The organism is Rhodococcus sp. LW-XY12 (assembly GCF_019317345.1).
Lineage (GTDB): Bacteria > Actinomycetota > Actinomycetes > Mycobacteriales > Mycobacteriaceae > Rhodococcus > Rhodococcus pyridinivorans.
On sequence record NZ_CP079225.1, the window covers coordinates 3435442 to 3454531 of the forward strand.

Below are 19090 nucleotides of genomic sequence, written 5' to 3' on the forward strand. Positions count from 1 at the left end.
ACCGGACGTGTCGGAGGATCCATCGGGGTAGAGCCCTCGCCGCAGGTGCGGCGAGGGCTCTACCCGTTCCAGGAAGATCATCCGTGGAAGATTGCCTGGAATGTGAGCTACGTCACGGCTACTGTGTGTGCTGACGCCGACACACAGCTAGGGGGACGGATGCTCGGTCAGGACATTCTCGGCAGGATCACGAGTGGGCGGATCACGCTCGACGACACGATCGGCCAGGTCAAGGACACCATCGGATCACTCGCGGTACTCCATCGCGCAGGTCTGCTGCACTTTCCGCGCGTGGACCACAGCATCGGGACGATCATGGCGGCCAACAAGTACGGCCCCTTCGCCGGCGCCGTGCACGCACAGGCCGAACGCGGTCTCGACGCCGTCGCCCTGATCGACGAGGCCGGCGATGTCACCTACAAGGAACTCGAGGCCCGCTCCAATGCCCTCGTGCGTGCGTGGCAACGCGCCGGGGTGGAGCCGGGATCGGTCATGGGCATCATGGCCCGGAATCACCGCGGTCTCGTGTTGACGATGCTCGCCACCGCCAAGCTCGGTGTGCGACTGGTGATGATGAACACCGGTTTCGCGCCGCGGCAACTCGTCGATGTCGCAGCGCGCGAACAGGTCTCGACGTTCGTCTTCGACAGCGAATTCGCCGAGGTCGCAGCCGCGCTCCCCGACGACGTGCGCCGGTACGTCTCCTGGGCGGACGACGAGGTCCCCGGCATCCCGACGCTGGAGCAGTCGATCGAAGGGCTGGACGGCTCGTCCCTGCCCGCGCCGGAGGTCTTCGGTGGATTCGTATTGCTCACCAGCGGCACCACCGGCACCCCGAAGGGCGCGCCGCGCGGCCGCACGTCACCGTTCGCGTCGGTCCAGTTCCTCGATCGGGTTCCGCTGCGCCCCGGGCAGACGATGCTCATGGCCGCCCCGGCCTTCCACGGCACCGGCGTCTCGCAGTTCGCGCTCGCCCTCGCACTGGGTCAGACCGTGGTGATGATGCGGCGCTTCTCCCCCGTCGACACCTTGGGCCTCGTCGAGCAGCACGGAGCGATCGTGCTGGTGGTGGTCCCGACGATGCTGCAGCGGATCCTCGACCTCGGACCGGAGAAGATCGCCGAGTACGACACCTCGAGCCTGAAGATCGTCTTCTCCGCGGGTTCGTCGCTCTCGCCCGACGTGTGTCGCCGGACGACGGAGGCGTTCGGACACGTGCTCTACAACCTGTACGGCTCCACCGAATGCGCCGTCGCGACGGTCGCGACCCCCGACGACATCCGGCAGGCCCCCGGCACGGCCGGTCGCCCTCCCGTGACGTGTCGGGTGGTGCTGTTCGACGACGACGGCAACCGCATCACCGAGCCGCACGTCCCCGGCCGCATCTTCGTCTCGAGCGGCCTGTCCTTCGCCGGCTACACCGACGGTCGCGACAAGGAACGCATCGGCGGGTTGCTGTCGATCGGCGACATCGGGCACTGGGACGAGAACGGCCTGCTCTTCGTCAACGGTCGCGACGACGACATGATCGTCTCCGGCGGCGAGAACGTCTATCCGCTCGAGGTCGAGAACCTACTCGCCGAGCGGGAGGACATACTCGACGCCGCCGTGGTGGGTGTCCCCGATCCCGAGTTCGGGCAGCGGCTGCGAGCCTTCGTGGTTCCCTCCCCCGACTCCTCCCGCAACGCCGAGGACATCAAGGCGTTCGTGAAGTCGAATCTCGCCCGGTACAAGGTTCCGCGCGAGGTGGTTTTCCTCGACGAGCTGCCGCGCAACGCCACCGGGAAGCTGCTGCGCCGGGTGCTGGTGGAGATGGATCTGCCCGAGGATCCCGAGAAGGGGTACACCACCGCTCGGGGGTGACCCCCTCGAACGAACGAAGGCCGGTCGTCCGAGACGACCGGCCTTCGTGGTGGTAGCGGGGACAGGATTTGAACCTGCGACCTCTGGGTTATGAGCCCAGCGAGCTACCGAGCTGCTCCACCCCGCGTTGCATGAATGAACCTACACGAGCACGGAAACGGAATGCAAATCGCCTCGTCGGACGCGGATGGGCCTCGACGACAACCGAAATCGCAACCCCGAGGTGTCTCGGTTCACATTTCCACCATGACTATCGCCACATAACGGCGGTGTAACGATCTTGCATCGACCCCCGTTATCACCTTCCTGAGCTGCGAAGACTCAATCGTCCCATCCCATCAGGTGGACAAACACCTCTCCCGGCGGGGGATGACGCGCCGCGGAGCGCTTTGTACTGTCGGTCCCGGCTCGAAACAGCCGAGCCACCACCGGCCCGTCGCCGCCACTCTGCCCCGCGGGATCCGGTGCCTACGAAGACCCGAGGGGCAGGGACGCAACCGACGTGGTCCCCGATCCGGACGGAGACATTTCTCCGTCGAGCGAGATCGACGAGGGCCGTCGCGCTCCGCGAGCGCGGGAAGGACTCCACAGAATGACCAACTTCAGCACGCGTGCATTCCGCACTGCCGTCGTCACCGGTGCACTCGCCGCGGTTCCGTTCGCGCTCGCCACCGGCACCGCGTCCGCCGCCCAGCACAACTGGGACGGCGTCGCCCAGTGCGAGAGCGGTGGCAACTGGGCCATCAACACCGGCAACGGCTACTACGGCGGCCTGCAGTTCTCGCAGAGCACCTGGGAGGCCAACGGCGGCAGCGGCCGCGCGGACCAAGCCTCGAAGGCGGAGCAGATCCGTGTCGCCGAGAACGTCCTGCAGACGCAGGGCCCCGGCGCGTGGCCCGTCTGCGGTCAGTACCTGACAACCGAATCCGCGCCGGCTCCCGCCGCACCCGAGGCGCCCGCACCGGCACCCGAGGCTCCGGCACCCGCGGCTCCGGCCGCCCCCGAGTTGCCGGCCGAGGTCACCCAGGCCGTCGATACCGCGAACCAGCTCGCCCAGCAGTACGGCTTCGGCGCCGAGTTCGCGCAGATCGTCGATATCACGCTGGCCGGTCGCTGACGCAGACCGTCTCTGCGAACACGACGAAGGCCCGCGGTGCGAACCGCGGGCCTTCGTCGTGTCGGTTTCCGTTACCGGATCAGCCGCCGGTGGATTCAGCCGCCAGTGGATTCGTAGGCATCGACGGCCTGCTGCACCCGCCGCAGCGCCCGTCCGTAGGCTTCGAAATCGCCGCTGGTCTGCGCGTTGGCCAGCTCCGCGAGTGCCGAATCGAGCTCCGCGACCGCGGCATCGCGATTCGCGGGAGTCGTCGGCGCCGGCGAGGTGGGCTGCTGTTGCTGCTGATCGGAAGGCTGGTTCTCGTCCGTGGTGCCCTCGATCACCTCGCCCCGCGTCTCGTCCTCCACCTCGGCGGTGGGCAGCGCCTCGCCACCGGGAGCGGTGGCCGCGTCGCCGACGCCGGGACCGAACACCTGGTCGAGCGCACCGGCGAGAGTCGGTGCGTAACCGATCCGGACGCCACCGCTGGCACCCGGCTCCCGGTAGCTGACGAGCACGCGCGACAGCTGCGGGAAGGTCGACGTGCTACCCGCCGTCGCGTTGCGCTCGGTGTACATCGGCTGGACGTACAGGATGCCGCCGTCCGCGATGGGCAGGGTGAGCAGGTTGCCGTATTGGATCCGGTTGGACCGTTCCAGCAGGGTCCGTTCCGAAGCCACTCGGGTGTCGGAGATCATCGCGTTCTGCGTCTGCTCCGGACCGAAGGTCTGCGTATCCGTCGGCAACTGCAGGATCGTGAACTTCCCGTAGTTCTCCGGATCGGATTCGACCGAGATGTACGCCGACAGGAACTGCCGGTTGTAACCCACCATCGCCGAGGTCAGCCGGAACCGGGGATCCGCCGTCTCGCGATCGCCCATGAGCAGGTAGTAGGGCGGCTGGTTCGCGCTGGTGTCGACCGTCGGGTCCGCCGGCACCGACCAGAACGCATTGTTCGTGAAGAACTCGCGCGGGTCGTCGACGTGGTACTTGGCGAGCATCTCGCGCTGCACCTTGAACAGATCCTCCGGGTACCGGAAGTGCGCCCGCAGCTCGTCGGAGATCTGGTCCTGCGGGGTCACCGCATCAGGGAAGACACCCATCCACGCCTTCAGGACCGGGTCCTCATCGTCGACCTGGTAGAGCGTCACCGTGCCGTCGTAGGCATCGACCGTCGCCTTCACCGAGTTGCGGATGTACGAGACCTCCTTGCGGGGCAGCAACCGGCCGGTGTTCTGGTCGATGCTGTCCTCGACGAGGCCCTCGAGCGACGCGCGCTGCGCGTACGGGTAGTAGTCGAGCGTGGTGTACGCGTCGACGACCCACTTGATGCGGCCGTCGATCGCGGCCGGGTAGGCGTCGCCGTCGGCCGTCAGCCACGGCGCGACCTTCGTCACGCGCTCACGCGGGTCGCGGTTGAACAGGATCTTCGAGTCGCTGCCGATGGCGCTCGAGAACAGGATGTTGCGTTCGCCGTACTTCGCGGCGAAGGCGAGCCGGTTGAACCAGTTGCCGATGTCGACGCCGCCCGAGCCGGTGTAGGTGTACTTTTCGGTGTCGGTGTCGTACTCGCGCGGACCGGACGAGTCGGCGCCGTTGCCGACGATCGCGTAGTCCGGATCGGCCTCGGCGATGACCTCGCCGTAGTAGATGCGGGGCTGCTCGACGGGGATGACCTGGTTCTCCGCAGCGAGCGACGCCAGGTCGCTGACGAAGTAGACGGGATAGCCGCTGTTGCTGTTGGCGGCCTCCTCCGCCGAGGCACTCGCGGCGGCGTTCACGCGGTTGGCGGGCGCCGCGACGAGACCGTTGCCGTGCGTGTACACGGTGTGGCGGTTGATCCAGTCGGTCTGGTTGCCGGTCAGGCTCGTCGGCGAGAGCTCACGCGCCGCGACGATGTAGTCCTCCATACGACCGTCGAGCTCGTACCGGTCGATGTCGAGCGACTCGGGGTAGCCGTAGAAGTTCTTCAGCTGCGTCTGCTGCGTGAACGTGCGGGGAAGCACGTTCGGGTCGAGCAGGCGGGCGTTCGCGATCGTGGTGATGTCGGCCGGGATGTTCTCGGGCGAGGTGGTGCCCACACCCGGGTAGTCCTCGTACGCCACCTTGTCGTCGGTGATGCCGTACGCCTCGCGGGTCGCGGCGATGTTGCGCTCGATGTACTCGCTCTCCTTGTCGGCAGCGTTCGGGCGCACCGAGAACTGCTCGACCATGAGCGGGTACACCGCGCCGACGAGGATCGACGAGAGCACGAGCAGCGCCGTCGCGAGCGCGGGGATCCGCAGGTCGCGCAGGAAGATCGCGGCGAAGAACGCGATCGCGCAGATGACGGCGATCGCGAGCAGGATGAGCTTGGCCGGCAACACCGCATTGATGTCGGTGAAGCCACCGCCGGTGAAGGTGGGTTCCTTGCGGCTGCTCCACAGCAGTTCGTACCGATCGAGCCAGTAGGCGAACGCCTTGAACGCGACGAACAGGCCGGCGAGGACCGCGAGCTGCACACGCGAGGCCGTCGACATGCTTCCCCCGCGACCGGCGAGGCGGATGCCGCCGAAGATGTAGTGGGTGACGAGGTTCGCGATGAACCCGAGCACGATCGCGACGAAGAACCAGTTGAGCAGGAAGCGGTAGAACGGCAGGTCGAAGGCGTAGAAGCCGACGTCGAGACCGAACTGCGGATCGGTGGTGCCGAAGTCGCCGCCGTTGAAGAACATCTGGACGGTGACCCAGCCGGCCTGGGCGACCAGACCGGAGAGCACACCGAGCACGACCGGGATACCGATCCCGAAGGCGCGCATGCGCGTCATCACGGTGGTGCGGTAGCGCGCCACCGGATCGTTGGGTCCGGTGGTCGGCACGAAGACCGGGCGCGACCGGTAGGCGAGCAGCATCGCCAGCCAGACGACACCGCCGATGAACAATCCGACCGCCAGGAACAGTGCGATCCGGGTCAGGAGAACCTTGACGTATACGTCCCGGAAGTCGACCTCGCCGAACCAGAGCCAGTTGGTGTAGGTGTCCACCAACCGTGGTCCGAGCAGGAGCAGCACTGCGGCCACCACTGCCAGGATCAGCAGAACTCTGCTCCGCTTCGACAATGTAGGTACTCCGGTCGGGGGCCTCATGCCCACGTGCCACGCTCCCAACTCGTCCGGCGGCGCGATCGCACCGCATCTGTACATCTCGCGCTCGACGAAAGCGTGCGAGCACGCCTCGTTCTCACGGAGTGACCGTTTCGCCCCACTCTACGGAATCCTCGTACAGGGGGTCGCACGACGCAGGTCCGGCAGCGCACACCCGCGTACGGGTGCCAGGATAGGCCGGTGAACCAACGTCTTCCCGTACCTTCCGAACAAGGACTCGCGCGCGCCGTCCACGAGATCATCGATTTCGCGGATGCGGAGGGTTGGGACCGCCCTCCCGTCATGTTCGCGCTCGTCCCGACCGTGCTTCTCGCAGCCGCCGAACCCGCCCTCGCCGACCAGCTCGACGAGGGACACGAGTACACCCCGATCGCGCAGGAATCTTTCCCCGACGACGTCGAGGGCGGCAGTCCCGCACTCGAGGAGTTCCTCGCCACGACCACCTGGCCCGGATCGGTTGCCGGGTGCGCTCTCGTGCAGGAGGTGGTCGTGCTGCCGCCGAGCGCCGAGAACGAACTCGACGACGCCTTCACGCCATTGCTCGCCGACGCCCACGCGGCAGACGAGGCGGCCCGGCTCGCAGCGCACAGTCACCCGGAACGACGCGCCGCCCGCCTCATCTCCGCGGTCCTGCGCGACGGGCCGTCACTCTCGCTCCTTCAGTTGCGCCCCCTCGACGACGACGATCCGTTCGCGGGCACTGAACTGCGGACCTACGACAACCTCGCCCCGCACGTCGTGGCCGCGTTGTACGCGACCCTCGAGGCGAGCGACGACGACTACTGAGAGGGCGATCACCGCACTGCCGGCCCCCGTGCGGCGCGCGGGATCGGCTGCCGACGGGCGGGATCAGCTGCAGGCGGGCGCGTCGCGTCCGTCCGCGATCGCTGCCAGCGCGTCGATCGCACCCTCGAGCGTCTCGACCTTCACGAGCTGCACACCCTCGGGGGCGCCGCTCTGCGCCTCCGCGCAGTTCTCGGCGGGCACCAGGAAGACGGTCGCGCCGTCCTCCGACGCCGCGGTGAGCTTGTGGGTGATCCCGCCGATCGGACCGACCATCCCGTCCGAGTCGATGGTGCCGGTACCGGCGACGTCCAGACCGCCGTTGAGCAGGCCCGGGCTGAGCTTGTCCACCACGGCCAGACTGAACATCAGGCCGGCGGACGGTCCGCCGATGTCGGCGAGGTTGAAGGTGACCTCGAAGGGCACCTCGGGAACCTCCTCGGTGGCGATGCCCAGGAAGCCCTTGTCCGGGTCGCCGGGCCGGGAACCGACAGGAACGTCGAACGACTCCTCGGCATCGCCGCGCCGGACGGTGACGTCCACCGACTCACCGGGCGGCACGTCGCCGACCGCGCGCTGGACCTGGCCGGCCGTGCGCATCTCCTCGCCGCCGACGGCGACGATCCGGTCGCCCGCCTCGAGCAACCCGGCGGCAGGGGCGTCCTGGCCCACCTCGGCGATCCGAAGGGTCACCGGCAGGTCGAGATAGTGCAGGGCGGCGAGTTCGGCGGACCGCTCCGACTGGGCGAACTGCGCCTGGTCGACGGCCTGGACCTCGTCCTTGCTGCGGTCGGGCGGGTAGACCTGCTCGCGCGGCGCCACGCCGTAGCGCCCGCTGATCCAGGCGGTGAAGGTCTGCGCGAGGGTGAGATTGTCGGTGACCCCGACGGTCGTCATGAACAGACTGCCCTCGGTCTCGTCCTCCTCGATCCCCTCGAGCGCGACGACCGGGGTGCCCTCGATCTCCCCGAGCGTGTCGAAGACGGGGCCGGGGCCGAGCGCCACGTACGGCGCCCGGACGTTGAACGCCACGACCACGATGACGAGGATCGGGAGCACGAGCGCGAGCGGCAGGACGTAGCGACGATTCACCCGGCCAGGGTAACGGTCGCCCGACCACCCCCTTCACACCACGACCGTGTCGTGTTCGCCATGAGCGTGACCACGACGCCGGTCCCCGCCCTGGACGCCTTGTACCGTTGGATACATGAGCGACACGCCCTTCGGATTCTCGAATCCCGACGACGACCCCGACCGTAGGAAGGACGAGGGTTCCGGTAGCGGCGGGGCCGGTGGCGGCATGCCCTTCGGATTCGGACTCCCCGGCAGCGGTGGGGGCGACAACCCGTTCGGCGGTCAGGGCTTCGATCCCGCGCAGTTCGGTCAGATGCTCAGCCAGTTCGGCCAGATGCTCGCCGGTATGGGCAGCGCCATGGGTTCCGGCGGCGGCTCGGGTCCGGTCAACTACGACATCGCGACGAAGCTCGCACGTCAGCAGATCGGGTCCGTCGACCCGGTCTCGCCCCGTACCGCCGACGCCGTGACGGACGCCGCGCGCCTCGCGGAACTGTGGCTCGACGCGGCCACCACGCTGCCCGCGGGTGCGTCGAAGGTCGTGGCGTGGACGCCCGTCGACTGGCTCGACAACACCCTCGAGACGTGGAAGCGCCTGTGCGATCCGATCGCCGAGCAGGTCAACGGCATGATGCTGAACGGTCTGCCCGAGGAGGCCCGTGCGATGGCCGGGCCCATGCTCGGGATGTTCTCGCAGATGGGTGGGGTTGCTTTCGGCTCCCAGCTCGGCCAGGCCCTCGGCCAGTTGTCGAAGGAAGTGCTCACCTCCACCGACATCGGTCTCCCCCTCGGCCCGGAGGGCACCGCCGCTCTCCTGCCGGCCGCGGTCGAGAGCTTCGGTGAAGGACTCGAGCAGCCCGCTCAGGAGGTGCTCGTCTTCCTCGCCGCACGCGAGGCCGCCCATCAGCGCCTCTACAGCCACGTGCCGTGGCTGCGTCAGCGGATGCTGGCGACCGTCGAGGAGTACGCACGCGGCATCCGCATGGACATGTCGTCGATCGAGGATCTCGCCCAGGGACTCGACCCGTCTGCACTCACCGACCCGTCCAAGCTCGAGGAAATCCTCAAGCAGGGCGCGTTCGAACCCCAGACCACCCCGGAGCAGAAGGCCGCACTCGAACGACTCGAGACGATGCTCGCGCTCGTCGAGGGCTGGGTCGAGACGGTCGTCGCCGACGCGCTCGGCGAGCGGCTCCCGGGTGCCTCGGCCCTCACCGAGACCCTGCGCCGTCGCCGCGCCACGGGCGGACCGGCCGAGCAGACCTTCGCTACGCTCGTCGGCCTCGAGCTCCGGCCCCGGAAGGTGCGCGAGGCCGCTGCGCTGTGGCGACGCCTCACCACCGACGCCGGCACCGAGGCCCGCGACCATGTGTGGGCGCATCCCGACCTGCTGCCGGACTCGTCGGATCTCGACAACCCGACGGCCTTCGTCGATCGTGTGATCGGCGGTGGCACCGGAGCCTTCGAGGATCCGATCGCCCAGCTTCAGGCGACCATGGAACGTGAGCAGGCCGAACGGGATCGCGCGGCCGAGGACGGATCCGGCGAGGACCGGCCCGGGGACGACAGCACCTCCTAGAACGACCCGATAGAGGCACCCGCGCCTGTGGACAAACTGCTCCTCGTGAGCCGTCCACGGGCGCGGATACTGTCAGTCTGTCTCCATGATCACCGCATCGCGCGAGACGACCACGAATCCCGCGCCGGCCGAGGCTGCGGTTCTCCGGGTCGATCCGGAACTGGCCGTGCTCGAGCGGTCCGACGGCTCGCTCCAGCTCGGCTGGGGTCCCGGCACCGCGACCGTCGTCCTGCCACCCCAGGGCATGGACAGCTTCGACCTCGGCGTTCTCGTCCGACTGCTCGACGGCCGGCTCACCCTCGACGAGGTGCTGGACGTCGCAGCCGAGCGCGGGCTTCCGTCCGGACGGGTCCGGCAGGTGCTCGATGAGCTCACCGCGACGGGTGCGGTCCGGCAGGTCCCCGCGTCGCACGGTCCGGCGCGACCGCGGCGGGTGCGGGTTCACGGCTCGGGTCCGCTCGCTTCGGCGATCGTCGAGGATCTCCCGGTATGGGATGTGCGGTGGGTGCGCTCGTCGTCCAGTGACGAACTGCAGGACCCGGCCGACTGTGTCGTCCTCGCCGACGGGCAGGTGCCCGACCCCCATCTCGTGAACATGCTCGTGCGGGCCGGTATCCCCCATCTCGCGGTGCGGATCAGGGACGGACGCGGCATCGTCGGCCCGTTCGTACTCCCCGGCCGGAGCAGTTGTCTGCGCTGCGCCGATCTCGTGCGGGCCGATCTCGATCCGTCCTGGCCGCGACTGGCGAGTCAGCTGTACGGGCGGCAGGGCCACGCCGGCAGGGCGGTGACGTCGGCGACCGCGGCGATGGCCGTCGGCCAGATCGAGGCGTTCCTCTCCGCAGATCCGTCCGTGACCCCGGCGGTCGACCGCACACTCGAACTGGACCTGCGAACCCACCGCATCGTCACGCGCCGATGGTTCCGTCACCCCCGGTGCGACTGCTCGGCCATCGCTCGGGTCGGTCAGGCATGATGGGGGGCGTGCCAGACATCCCTCGCAGAAGCTCGTCCCGCACTGCCAAGCTCGCGAGCATTCCTCTGGGAATCGCCGGGCGCGCCGCTGTCGGTTTCGGCCGTCGACTCGCCGGCGGAGATCGGGAGGAGATCGACGCCGAGATGACGGCGAAGGCCGCCGAACAGTTGTTCAGTGTGTTGGGCGAACTCAAGGGCGGCGCCATGAAGTTCGGCCAGGCCCTGAGCGTGATGGAAGCCGCCGTCCCGGAGGAGTTCGCCGAGCCGTATCGGGAGGCGCTCACCAAACTGCAGGCGGAGGCCCCTCCACTGCCCGCCCAAGCCGTGCACCGCGTGCTCGACCAGCAACTCGGAACGAAGTGGCGTGAGCGCTTCGAGTCGTTCGACGACGTGCCCGTCGCGTCGGCCAGTATCGGCCAGGTGCACCGGGCCGTGTGGTCGGACGGACGCGAGGTCGCGGTGAAGGTCCAGTACCCGGGCGCCGACGAGGCTCTGCGCGCCGACATGCGCACGCTGTCCCGGTTCGCCGGATTGTTCGCCACGATGATGCCGGGTGCCGATGTGCGTGCGCTGCTCGACGAGTTGTCCGCACGCACCGAGGAAGAGCTCGACTACCGGATCGAGGCCGACAACCAGCGAGCCTTCGCGAAGGCCTTCGCCGGCGACGAGAAGTTCGTGATCCCGCGTGTCGTCGCGAGCGCCCCGAAAGTCGTCGTGACCGAATGGCTTTCGGCCACTCCGCTGTCTGTGATCATCAGCGGTGGCACGCGGGAGCAGCGCAACCGGGCCGGTGCGCTGCTCGCGGAGTTCCACTTCTGTTCGCCCGCGCGCGCCGGTCTGCTCCACAGCGACCCGCATCCGGGCAATTTCATGCTTCTCGACGACGGCCGTCTCGGAGTCATCGACTTCGGGGCCACGGCGTCGATGCCCGACGGCTTCCCGCCGGTGCTCGGACGGATGGTCCGACTCGCCCTCGAGGAACGTTTCGACGAACTCACCCGGCTGCTCTACGACAACAAGTTCGTCCTGCCCGGCCGCACGGTCACCGACGAGGAGATCGCCGACTACCTCCGGCCGTTCACCGACCCGATCCACACCGAGTCGTTCCACTTCACCCGCACATGGCTGCAGCGGGTGGCGGGCACGGCCACGGACTTCTCGAGTTCGACCTTCAAGACGGCTCGGACGCTGAATCTTCCGCCCGAGTACGTGAGTGTGTTCCGGGTGCTGCTCGGCTCGGTGGGCATCTGCGCTCAGCTCGACGCCGAGGCACCGTACATGCGCATCCTCAGTGAATGGCTACCCGGCTTCGTCGAGGAGTGACAAAGCCGGGCAACCGTATTCACGCACAGACCAGTTCCTTGCGGGGTTCGGGCAGCGGATTCTTCCGCGGCCGGCCCCGCGGCCGCTTGCGGGCCACGACCACACCACGGTCGATGATCTCCCCGCCCCACACGCCCCAGGGTTCCTCCCGCTCGAGAGCGGCGTCGAGACACTGGGCACGCACCGGGCAGCCCGCACACAGCGTCTTGGCGTACTCGAGATCGGCCGGGGTCTCAGCGAACCAGAGGTCGGGGTCGTTGTCGTGGCACGGCAGGGTGTCGCGGTCGCGGTCGTTGCGGGAGACCGCGAAAGTGTCGCTGTGCGAAAGGATGTCGGTACAACGCATCTCGTCTCCTTCCGTTCGGTTCGGCAGGCTCGACGGGTATTCGCTCGGCACGTGAGCTCCTTCGTTGGTTCGGTGGAATGCGATGCGAACCCGGCCGGAGAACGAGAAAGGCCACGGTCCGCTGGGCGGGGTCCGTGGCCTGGAGGAGACGAAAGGTCTACCGGGAAACAGTTCCCGATCGACTTCCGACCACGGACGAGACGGCGGCGGCGTGCACACGTCGGCGTGCACGCGGCGCGGCTGCCACTGCGGGTGCCACAGATGTGGCGGTGCGAGTGGTAGCGGCGGCCCCAGCGACACGAGGGGCCGCTGCCGCTGCAAAAGCATCGAAACCGAGCATCGGGGCCACCTCACTTTCTCGTCGCGCACGGACCGTCTCCCGTGACATCGTCATCCAGACTAGATTCGTGAGCACGATCGGCACAAGTTATTTTCTACCTGCGGTTTCGTGCCGCGTTCTTCGTCCCCGCACCAAAGTCGGAGGGCATGTCCCTCGCGACCACGAGACTCCTGCCCGACCTCGACGAGGCCGAACGCCTCGTCCTCGGGCTCGATGCGTTGCGCGCCGACGACGGCTCGAACAACAGCACCTTCCGGGTGTTCCGCGACCGGCCGGGCACTACTTCTGCCTGTGCGCCGAATGAACACGGTCGGGTAGTCGTCAGAGGTCGAGGGTGTCGACGGTGCGCTCCCCCCGCACGAGGGCGAGCACGTCGGCACCGTACTGCTCGAGCTTCTTCGCCCCGATCCCCGGGATGGCGACCAGCGCACGATCGTCGCGCGGCTGCTGTTCGGCGATCGCGACGAGGGTGTTGTCGCTGAAGACGACGTAGGCCGGAACCTTCATCTCCTTCGAACGCTCCCGGCGCCATTCCTTGAGCGCGACCAGCAGATTCTCGTCGAGATCGGATGGGCAACCCTCGCAGCGGCCGAGCATGGTCGAGGTGGTGCCCATGAGCGGCTTGCCACAGACGCGGCATTGCGGGCGCTTCTTCCGCGGGGAGGACGGTTCGGCGATCTTCGACGCGGGTGAACTGTCGGGGATGAGCCCGTGAAGGAATCGAGAGCGTCGCCGCGACCGACGTCCGCCCGCCGTGCGGGACAACGCCCACGACAGTTGCAGGTGCACACGGGCTCGGGTGACACCGACATAGAGCAGCCGCCGTTCCTCCTCGATGCCGGCCTCGTCGGGCGGTGTGTCCTTGTCGCCGGTGACATGAGTGATCGGCAGGGTGCCGTCGGTGAGTCCGACGAGGAAGACGGCGTCCCATTCGAGGCCCTTCGCCGCATGCAGCGACGCGAGGGTGACGCCCTGGACCGTCGGTGGCTGGCGCGCCTCGGCACGGGCCGCGAGATCGCGCAACAGGCCCTGCAGATCGAGATCGGGTTCGTGCTCGAGCAGTTCCTCGGTGAGCTGCACGAGCGCGACGAGCGACGCCCAGCGCTCGCGTGCCTGCGCACCCACCGGTTCGGTGTCGGTCAGGCCCAGCGGCACCAAGGTGGCCCGGACGAGGCTGCGCAGCCCGGCACCGCGACCGGCATCCTCCGGCAGGTCGTCGCGCGTACCCACCTGACGCAGGGCGTTGACCGCCTGCCGGACCTCCGCGCGGTTGAAGAAACCTTCACCGCCGCGCACCTGGTACGGGATACCCGCCTGCGTGAACGCCTGCTCGTAGGCCTCGGACTGGGCGTTGATGCGGTAGAGCACCGCGATCTCGGCCGCCGGGACCCCCTTGCCCATCAGCTTCGCGACGGCCTTGGCGACCGCCTGCGCTTCGGCGGGTTCGTCGTCGAACTCGGCGAAGGTGGGCTCCGGCCCGGACGGACGCTGACCGATGAGCTCGAGCCGGGTGCCGGCGATGCGGCCCCGCGCCGCACCGATCACGCGGTTGGCGAGGTCGACCACCTCCGGCGTGGAGCGGTAGTCGCGTTCGAGGCGCACGACCGTGGCGTCGGGGAACCGGCGGGAGAAGTCGAGCAGGTGCTTCGGGGTGGCGCCCGTGAACGAGTAGATGGTCTGGTTGGCGTCGCCGACCACCGTGAGGTCGTCGCGCGCGCCGAGCCACGCGTCGAGCACGCGCTGCTGCAGCGGCGTGACGTCCTGGTACTCGTCGACGACGAAGCAGCGGTAGCGGTCGCGGAACTCCTCGGCCACCGCGAGGTTGTCCTCGAGGGCCGCGGCGGTGTGCAGCAGCAGGTCGTCGAAGTCGAGATACATCCCGTCGCCCGACCGGGTCTTGAGCTGCTCGTACGTCTCGTAGACACGCGCGACCCGCTCGGGATCGGCCGGTGGGGTGCGGTGGGCGCGGGCGGCCGCGGCGGGATAGTCCTCGGGCGCGACGAGCGTGCCCTTGGACCATTCGATCTCGGACAGCAGGTCGCGCACGGTGTCGGTGTCGGTCGGGAAGCCGCACCGGTGCGCCGCCTGCGAGACCGCCGCGAACTTGCGATCGAGCAGTTGCCAGGGTGTGTCGCCGACCACCTGCGGCCAGAAGTACCGCAGCTGCCGCAGCGCAGCGGCGTGGAAGGTGCGGGCCTGCACCTGCGTACCGTCGCCACCGATGCCCAGGGCGCGTAGGCGGGAACGCATCTCCCCTGCCGCGCGGGCGGTGAAGGTGACGGCGAGGACTTGGCTCGCGGAGACGTGACCGGCCGAGACGAGATGGGCGATGCGGCGGGTGATCGTGCGGGTCTTGCCGGTACCGGCGCCGGCGAGCACGCAGACCGGCCCGCGTGGGGCGAGCACCGCTGCTGCCTGCTCGGGGTCGAGACCGTCCACCACATCCGCACACATGGCCTCCATCATGACAGCGACCGCCGACAGCGCAGCCCACCGGTGAGATCACCCGGTGTGGTGAGGACCACAGCTCACCCCGTCGCGGAACATGTTCGGCGGCTGTGATGTTCTCGAAGACATGACGCCCACCGACGCACCCGCCCTCACCGTCTACTCCACCACCTGGTGCGGTTACTGCAGGCGGCTGAAGACCCAGCTCGACCAGAACGGCATCCCATACGCCGAGATCGACATCGAGTCGGATCCGGCCGCCGCGGAGTTCGTCGGCAGCGTCAACAACGGCAACCACGTGGTGCCCACCGTCAAGTTCGCCGACGGCAGCACCGCGACCAACCCGTCGCTCGCCGAGGTCCAGCGCGCTCTGGGTCTGTAGCTCCCGCTCTTCCGGTAAGGCCGGTCGCGTTCGTCGCGGCCGGCCTCTCCCGTGTCCGGGCCCGACTCGATCCTGTGCCCTCTACCGCAGTGCCCTCTACCGCACGGCCTGCTACTCCTTGGCCCAGCCCTCGAGCATCCCGCGCGCAATGGAGATCGAACCGGGCAACAACAGCGGGGCGTCCTCGGCGGACGCCCAGTCGCCAGTCGCCAGCGCCGCACGGACCTCGTCACGAGTGAACCACCGCGCCTCGGTGATCTCCCCGTCGCGGAAGTCCAGCGCCTGCTCGGGATCGGCGATCGCCGCGAATCCGAGCATGAGCGATCGAGGGAACGGCCAGGGCTGACTGCCGAGATACCGCACGTCGCGCACCTCGACACCGACCTCTTCACGGATCTCCCGCACCACGCACGATTCTAGCGACTCACCGGCTTCGACGAAGCCTGCGAGAACGGAGAAGCGCCGCTCGGGCCACACCGGTTGCCGGGCGAACAGCACCCGGTCGTGTCCGTCGTGTACGAGGCAGATGATCGCCGGGTCGGTGCGAGGGAACTCCTGGTGTCCGGTCTCGGTGCTGATCCGCGACCAGCCGGACATCGTCGGACGGGTGGGCGAGCCGTCGACCGCGCTGTAGCCGGCGTTGTCGTGCCAGTTCAGCAACGCGACCGCGCTGACCATCAGATCGGCGTCGGCATCGTCGAGACGCTCGCCGATGCGCCGCAGATCGGCCACCGTGCCCGTCTGCGCCAGGACGCGAGACGCCCAGACGTGGTGTCCGTCGCGGATACCCAGGAAGATCGCGCCCTCGACCGGTTCGGGACCGAGTTCGGACGCCTCACCGAGCACGAGCGCGTTGTCGGAGACACGGACCTGGTTGCGACGATCGACCCGCAGGAGTTTCGCACCGGCCCAGCCGGCGCGCAGGGCGTCCTCGTCCGAACGCAGTTCCTCCGCCCGGTCGACGACGGTACGTGAGAGCAGCGGGGTACCCGACAGAGCGAAACCGGTCACATCAGCACCCTAGCCACGCATGGCGCCCGGCGACGAACCCACCAGCCGGATGTAGAGCAGTTTGTCGTTCGCTTCGAGCGCGTCGACCTCGGGCGAACCGATCCGCCACATCCGCCCGTCGCGGACGACGGCGAGCACGATGTCCTTGAGATGCCGCGGGGATCCCCCGACCTCGCTGGGGTCGACATCGCGTTCGGTGATGGCGAACCCGGCTTCCGGGGTGAGCAGGTCCTCGATCATCTCGACAACGTTCGGCGTGGTCGTGGCGATGCCGAGCAGTCGCCCCGCCGTCTCCGACGAGATGACCACCGAGTCGGCACCGGACTGACGCAGCAGGTGGGTGTTCTCCGACTCGCGGATGGCGGCGACGATCTTCGCGCGCGGGGCGATCTCGCGGGCGCTGAGGGTCACGAGCACCGCGGTGTCGTCGCGGTTCGCGGCGACGATCACCGCCGACGCGTGCTGCACCCCGGCGAGCCGGAGCACATCGGACTTCGTCGCCGAACCCTGGACCGTCACGAGGCCCTGGCCGGCCGCGGACTCGAGAACCACCGGATCGGTGTCGACCACGACGATCTCGGACGGGGGTACCCCGTCGCCGAGCATCGCGTCGACTGCGGTACGGCCCTTGGTGCCGTAACCGATGACGACGGTGTGATTACGCACGCGGCGCCTCCAACGCTGGATCTTGAATGCTTGCCGGGAACTCTCGGTCAGTGCCGACAGAGTGGTACCGACGAGCACGATGAGGAAGAACACCCGGAGCGGGGTGATCAGCAAGATGTTGATCAGGCGCGCTTCGGGTGTGAACGGGGTGATGTCGCCGTAGCCGGTGGTCGAGAGCGAGACCGTGGCGTAGTAGACGCAGTCCAGCAGCGACAGTTCGTCGCCCTGGGCGTCGCGGTAGCCATCGCGATCGAGGTAGACCACGACGACCGCGAGGAACAGCGCCGCGAACGCGTAGCCGATGCGACGCGCGATCGCGAGTCCGGGACTCGTCTGTTCCTGGGGTACGCGCAGCACACCGACGAGCGCGAAGTCGGGGCGCTCGGTGAGCTGATCGGAGCGGCTGAACCGCGCACGCAACCTCCCGGGCATCGCGATGTCCCACCTTCCTGCTGTCGGCCTCCACTGGTGGCCACCCTCGGTCGTCGCGGTACCGAACGAACTGCGCCCGATACCGGATCGCAGCGTACCGCCGCGCGCTAGTGTGGCACGCATGTCCACGAAAGCGTCGCAGCGCTCTGCGATCCGGCTGGCAGGTCTACTTCTCGGCGTGGGGGTCCTGCACTTCGTGCGACCGGAACCGTTCGACGGCATGGTGCCCCGCGCCCTGCCGGGTGATGCCCGCACCTACACCTACGCCTCGGGGGTCGCGGAGATCGCCGTCGCCGGCGCGCTCGCCGTGCCCCGCACCCGGCGCCTCGGCGGTTCCCTGGCCGCGGCGCTGTTCCTGGCGGTCTTCCCCGCCAACGTGCAGATGGCCGTGACGTGGCTGCGCAGCCCGAAGCTCTCCCCCGCCGCCAAGGCGGTGTCGCTCGCCCGGCTCCCGCTGCAGGTCCCGCTCGTCACCGAGGCACTGAAGGTCCGCCGCACATCCTCCCGCTGAGCTGACCACACGCGGTGAGTGAGGTCACAGCGAGCGGGTATGCGTCGGTATGGACACCGCACGTGGTCTGAAGGTGGTCGTCGTCGGCGCGACCGGAAATCTGGGAACCGGGATCGTCGAGGCGCTCGGACGCGAACCCGACGTCGCCGAGATCGTCGGCGTCGCGCGACGACCGACGGAATGGACGTCCCCCAAGGCGACCTTCACGGTCGCCGACACCACCACCGACGACTTCCGCCCCATCGTGCGGGGCGCGGACGCGGTGATCCACCTGTCCTGGCTGTTCCAACCCACGCACCGCCCGGAGGTGACCTGGGAGAACAATGTGCTCGGCGCGATCTCTGTCTTCGAGGCGGCTGCCTCGGAGAAGGTTCCCGCGCTGATCTACTCGTCGTCGGTCGCGGCCTATTCGCCCGGACGCTCGGCGGATCGCGTTACCGAGGACTGGCCCACGCACGGGTGGCCGGGTGCCGCCTATCCCCGCGAGAAGTCGTATCTGGAACGTTTTCTCGACACCCTCGAACTGCGGGCGCCGGAGATGCGCATCGTACGGATGCGGCCCTACTTCCTCTTCAAGCGCGAATCGGCGACCTCACAGCGACGCCTGTTCGTCGGCCCCCTGCTCCCGGGAAACCTGCTGCGCAGCGGACTGCTCCCCGTGATGCCGCTGGTCGAGGATCTGCGTGCCCAGGTACTGCACACGAGCGACGTGGCCGACGCCTTCGTCCGTGCGACCGTCCGGCCCGTCCGCGGCGCGTTCAACCTCGCCACGGAACCGCCCGTGGACGGCGCGTTCCTGGCAGAGATGTTCTCCGCCAGGAAGATCCCCGTGCCGCGTGCAGCACTCCGCAAGGCCGTGCGGGCGGCCTGGCACGCGCATCTCGTTCCGGCCTCCCCCGGCCTGCTCGACACCGTGCTGCAACTTCCATTGCTCGACAGCACGCGCGCCCGCACAGAACTGGGCTGGGAACCGCAGTATTCGCCGCCCGAGATCCTCGAGGAATTCCTGTCGGGACTGCGGGAGGGAGCCGGGATGCCCACCGCTCCCCTTGCACCCGATACCGCCGGACGCCGGGCACACGAAGTGGCCACCGGTATCGGGCAGCGCCCCTGAGGTT

15 protein-coding genes and 1 tRNA gene are annotated in these 19090 nt (G+C 68.6%); 9 read left to right on the forward strand and 7 right to left on the reverse strand.

Translation table 11 applies throughout. The features are described from left to right. The first annotated feature begins 159 nt into the window (after nucleotides 1–159). Entirely contained in the window at nucleotides 160–1863 is a 1704-nt protein-coding gene (locus tag KXC42_RS16025; RefSeq protein WP_064851513.1) for an acyl-CoA synthetase, read from the forward strand. A 50-nt stretch (nucleotides 1864–1913) separates the two neighbouring features. Here the strand turns inward: KXC42_RS16025 and KXC42_RS16030 are convergent. Next, nucleotides 1914–1990: transfer RNA gene (locus tag KXC42_RS16030), tRNA-Met, on the reverse strand. A gap of 465 nt (nucleotides 1991–2455) precedes the next feature. Between KXC42_RS16030 and KXC42_RS16035 the strand changes: the two genes are divergently transcribed. Continuing rightward, nucleotides 2456–2980, forward strand: coding sequence for a transglycosylase family protein (locus tag KXC42_RS16035; protein ID WP_006550275.1), 525 nt, complete (start codon nucleotides 2456–2458; stop codon nucleotides 2978–2980). A 95-nt stretch (nucleotides 2981–3075) separates the two neighbouring features. Here KXC42_RS16035 and KXC42_RS16040 read toward each other — a convergent pair whose 3' ends face one another. After that, a complete protein-coding gene (locus KXC42_RS16040; RefSeq protein ID WP_219129266.1) occupies nucleotides 3076–6090 on the reverse strand; it encodes a UPF0182 family protein in 3015 nt (1004 codons plus the stop codon). 192 nt (nucleotides 6091–6282) lie between these two features. Here KXC42_RS16040 and KXC42_RS16045 point away from each other — a divergent pair, with 192 nt between their 5' ends. Then, nucleotides 6283–6888 (forward strand): PPA1309 family protein, encoded by a 606-nt coding sequence (locus tag KXC42_RS16045; RefSeq protein ID WP_006550273.1) that lies wholly within the window; start codon nucleotides 6283–6285, stop codon nucleotides 6886–6888. Nucleotides 6889–6951: 63 nt separating this feature from the next. Here the strand turns inward: KXC42_RS16045 and KXC42_RS16050 are convergent, their stop codons facing one another. Beyond that, on the reverse strand, nucleotides 6952–7977 hold the full coding sequence (locus KXC42_RS16050) for a PDZ domain-containing protein (protein ID WP_006550272.1): 1026 nt from the start codon (nucleotides 7975–7977) through the stop codon (nucleotides 6952–6954). A gap of 115 nt (nucleotides 7978–8092) precedes the next feature. On the opposite strand from KXC42_RS16050, the gene KXC42_RS16055 reads away from it, so the two are divergent. The 3 genes from KXC42_RS16055 to KXC42_RS16065 all read left to right on the forward strand — a co-directional run bounded on the left by KXC42_RS16055 (nucleotide 8093) and on the right by KXC42_RS16065 (nucleotide 11836). Next, nucleotides 8093–9538, forward strand: coding sequence for a zinc-dependent metalloprotease (locus KXC42_RS16055; protein WP_024101466.1), 1446 nt, complete (start codon nucleotides 8093–8095; stop codon nucleotides 9536–9538). Between the two features lie 85 nt (nucleotides 9539–9623). After that, entirely contained in the window at nucleotides 9624–10514 is an 891-nt protein-coding gene (locus tag KXC42_RS16060) for a hypothetical protein (protein WP_219129267.1), read from the forward strand. Beyond that, a complete protein-coding gene (locus tag KXC42_RS16065) occupies nucleotides 10511–11836 on the forward strand; it encodes an AarF/ABC1/UbiB kinase family protein (protein WP_033097113.1) in 1326 nt (441 codons plus the stop codon). Before KXC42_RS16060 ends, KXC42_RS16065 begins: the two co-directional genes overlap by 4 nt. A 19-nt stretch (nucleotides 11837–11855) precedes the next feature. Here KXC42_RS16065 and KXC42_RS16070 read toward each other — a convergent pair whose 3' ends face one another. Next, a complete protein-coding gene (locus tag KXC42_RS16070; RefSeq protein ID WP_306834897.1) occupies nucleotides 11856–12182 on the reverse strand; it encodes a WhiB family transcriptional regulator in 327 nt (108 codons plus the stop codon). Nucleotides 12183–12843: 661 nt separating this feature from the next. Next, a complete protein-coding gene (locus KXC42_RS16075; protein WP_170318475.1) occupies nucleotides 12844–14985 on the reverse strand; it encodes an ATP-dependent DNA helicase UvrD2 in 2142 nt (713 codons plus the stop codon). A 112-nt stretch (nucleotides 14986–15097) separates the two neighbouring features. Here KXC42_RS16075 and KXC42_RS16080 point away from each other — a divergent pair, with 112 nt between their 5' ends. Continuing rightward, nucleotides 15098–15352: a mycoredoxin gene (locus KXC42_RS16080; RefSeq protein ID WP_024101470.1), complete on the forward strand. Its 255-nt coding sequence runs from the start codon at nucleotides 15098–15100 to the stop codon at nucleotides 15350–15352. Nucleotides 15353–15463: 111 nt separating this feature from the next. On the opposite strand, the gene nudC is transcribed toward KXC42_RS16080, so the two are convergent. Together nudC and KXC42_RS16090 are read right to left on the reverse strand one after the other, a co-directional pair. After that, nucleotides 15464–16363: an NAD(+) diphosphatase gene (gene nudC / locus KXC42_RS16085; protein ID WP_219129268.1), complete on the reverse strand. Its 900-nt coding sequence runs from the start codon at nucleotides 16361–16363 to the stop codon at nucleotides 15464–15466. A 9-nt stretch (nucleotides 16364–16372) separates the two neighbouring features. After that, entirely contained in the window at nucleotides 16373–17461 is a 1089-nt protein-coding gene (locus KXC42_RS16090; RefSeq protein WP_006550264.1) for a TrkA family potassium uptake protein, read from the reverse strand. 121 nt (nucleotides 17462–17582) lie between these two features. Between KXC42_RS16090 and KXC42_RS16095 the strand changes: the two genes are divergently transcribed. Both KXC42_RS16095 and KXC42_RS16100 read left to right on the forward strand, forming a co-directional pair. Next, a complete protein-coding gene (locus KXC42_RS16095; RefSeq protein WP_033097208.1) occupies nucleotides 17583–17972 on the forward strand; it encodes a MauE/DoxX family redox-associated membrane protein in 390 nt (129 codons plus the stop codon). Nucleotides 17973–18021: 49 nt separating this feature from the next. After that, nucleotides 18022–19086, forward strand: a complete 1065-nt coding sequence (locus KXC42_RS16100; RefSeq protein WP_219129269.1) for an NAD-dependent epimerase/dehydratase family protein — start codon at nucleotides 18022–18024, stop codon at nucleotides 19084–19086. Nucleotides 19087–19090: the final 4 nt, after the last annotated feature.

What these genes read in the sequence shown, in the direction of transcription:
- KXC42_RS16025 (WP_064851513.1), top strand. Translation starts at nt 160, where the DNA reads ATGCTCGGTCAGGACATTCTCGGCAGGATCACGAGTGGGCGGATCACG.
- KXC42_RS16035 (WP_006550275.1), top strand. Translation starts at nt 2,456, where the DNA reads ATGACCAACTTCAGCACGCGTGCATTCCGCACTGCCGTCGTCACCGGT.
- KXC42_RS16055 (WP_024101466.1), top strand. Translation starts at nt 8,093, where the DNA reads ATGAGCGACACGCCCTTCGGATTCTCGAATCCCGACGACGACCCCGAC.
- KXC42_RS16060 (WP_219129267.1), top strand. Translation starts at nt 9,624, where the DNA reads ATGATCACCGCATCGCGCGAGACGACCACGAATCCCGCGCCGGCCGAG.
- KXC42_RS16065 (WP_033097113.1), top strand. Translation starts at nt 10,511, where the DNA reads ATGATGGGGGGCGTGCCAGACATCCCTCGCAGAAGCTCGTCCCGCACT.
- KXC42_RS16070 (WP_306834897.1), bottom strand. Translation starts at nt 12,182, where the DNA reads ATGCGTTGTACCGACATCCTTTCGCACAGCGACACTTTCGCGGTCTCC.
- KXC42_RS16075 (WP_170318475.1), bottom strand. Translation starts at nt 14,985, where the DNA reads ATGGAGGCCATGTGTGCGGATGTGGTGGACGGTCTCGACCCCGAGCAG.
- KXC42_RS16080 (WP_024101470.1), top strand. Translation starts at nt 15,098, where the DNA reads ATGACGCCCACCGACGCACCCGCCCTCACCGTCTACTCCACCACCTGG.
- KXC42_RS16090 (WP_006550264.1), bottom strand. Translation starts at nt 17,461, where the DNA reads ATGCCCGGGAGGTTGCGTGCGCGGTTCAGCCGCTCCGATCAGCTCACC.
- KXC42_RS16095 (WP_033097208.1), top strand. Translation starts at nt 17,583, where the DNA reads ATGTCCACGAAAGCGTCGCAGCGCTCTGCGATCCGGCTGGCAGGTCTA.
- KXC42_RS16100 (WP_219129269.1), top strand. Translation starts at nt 18,022, where the DNA reads ATGGACACCGCACGTGGTCTGAAGGTGGTCGTCGTCGGCGCGACCGGA.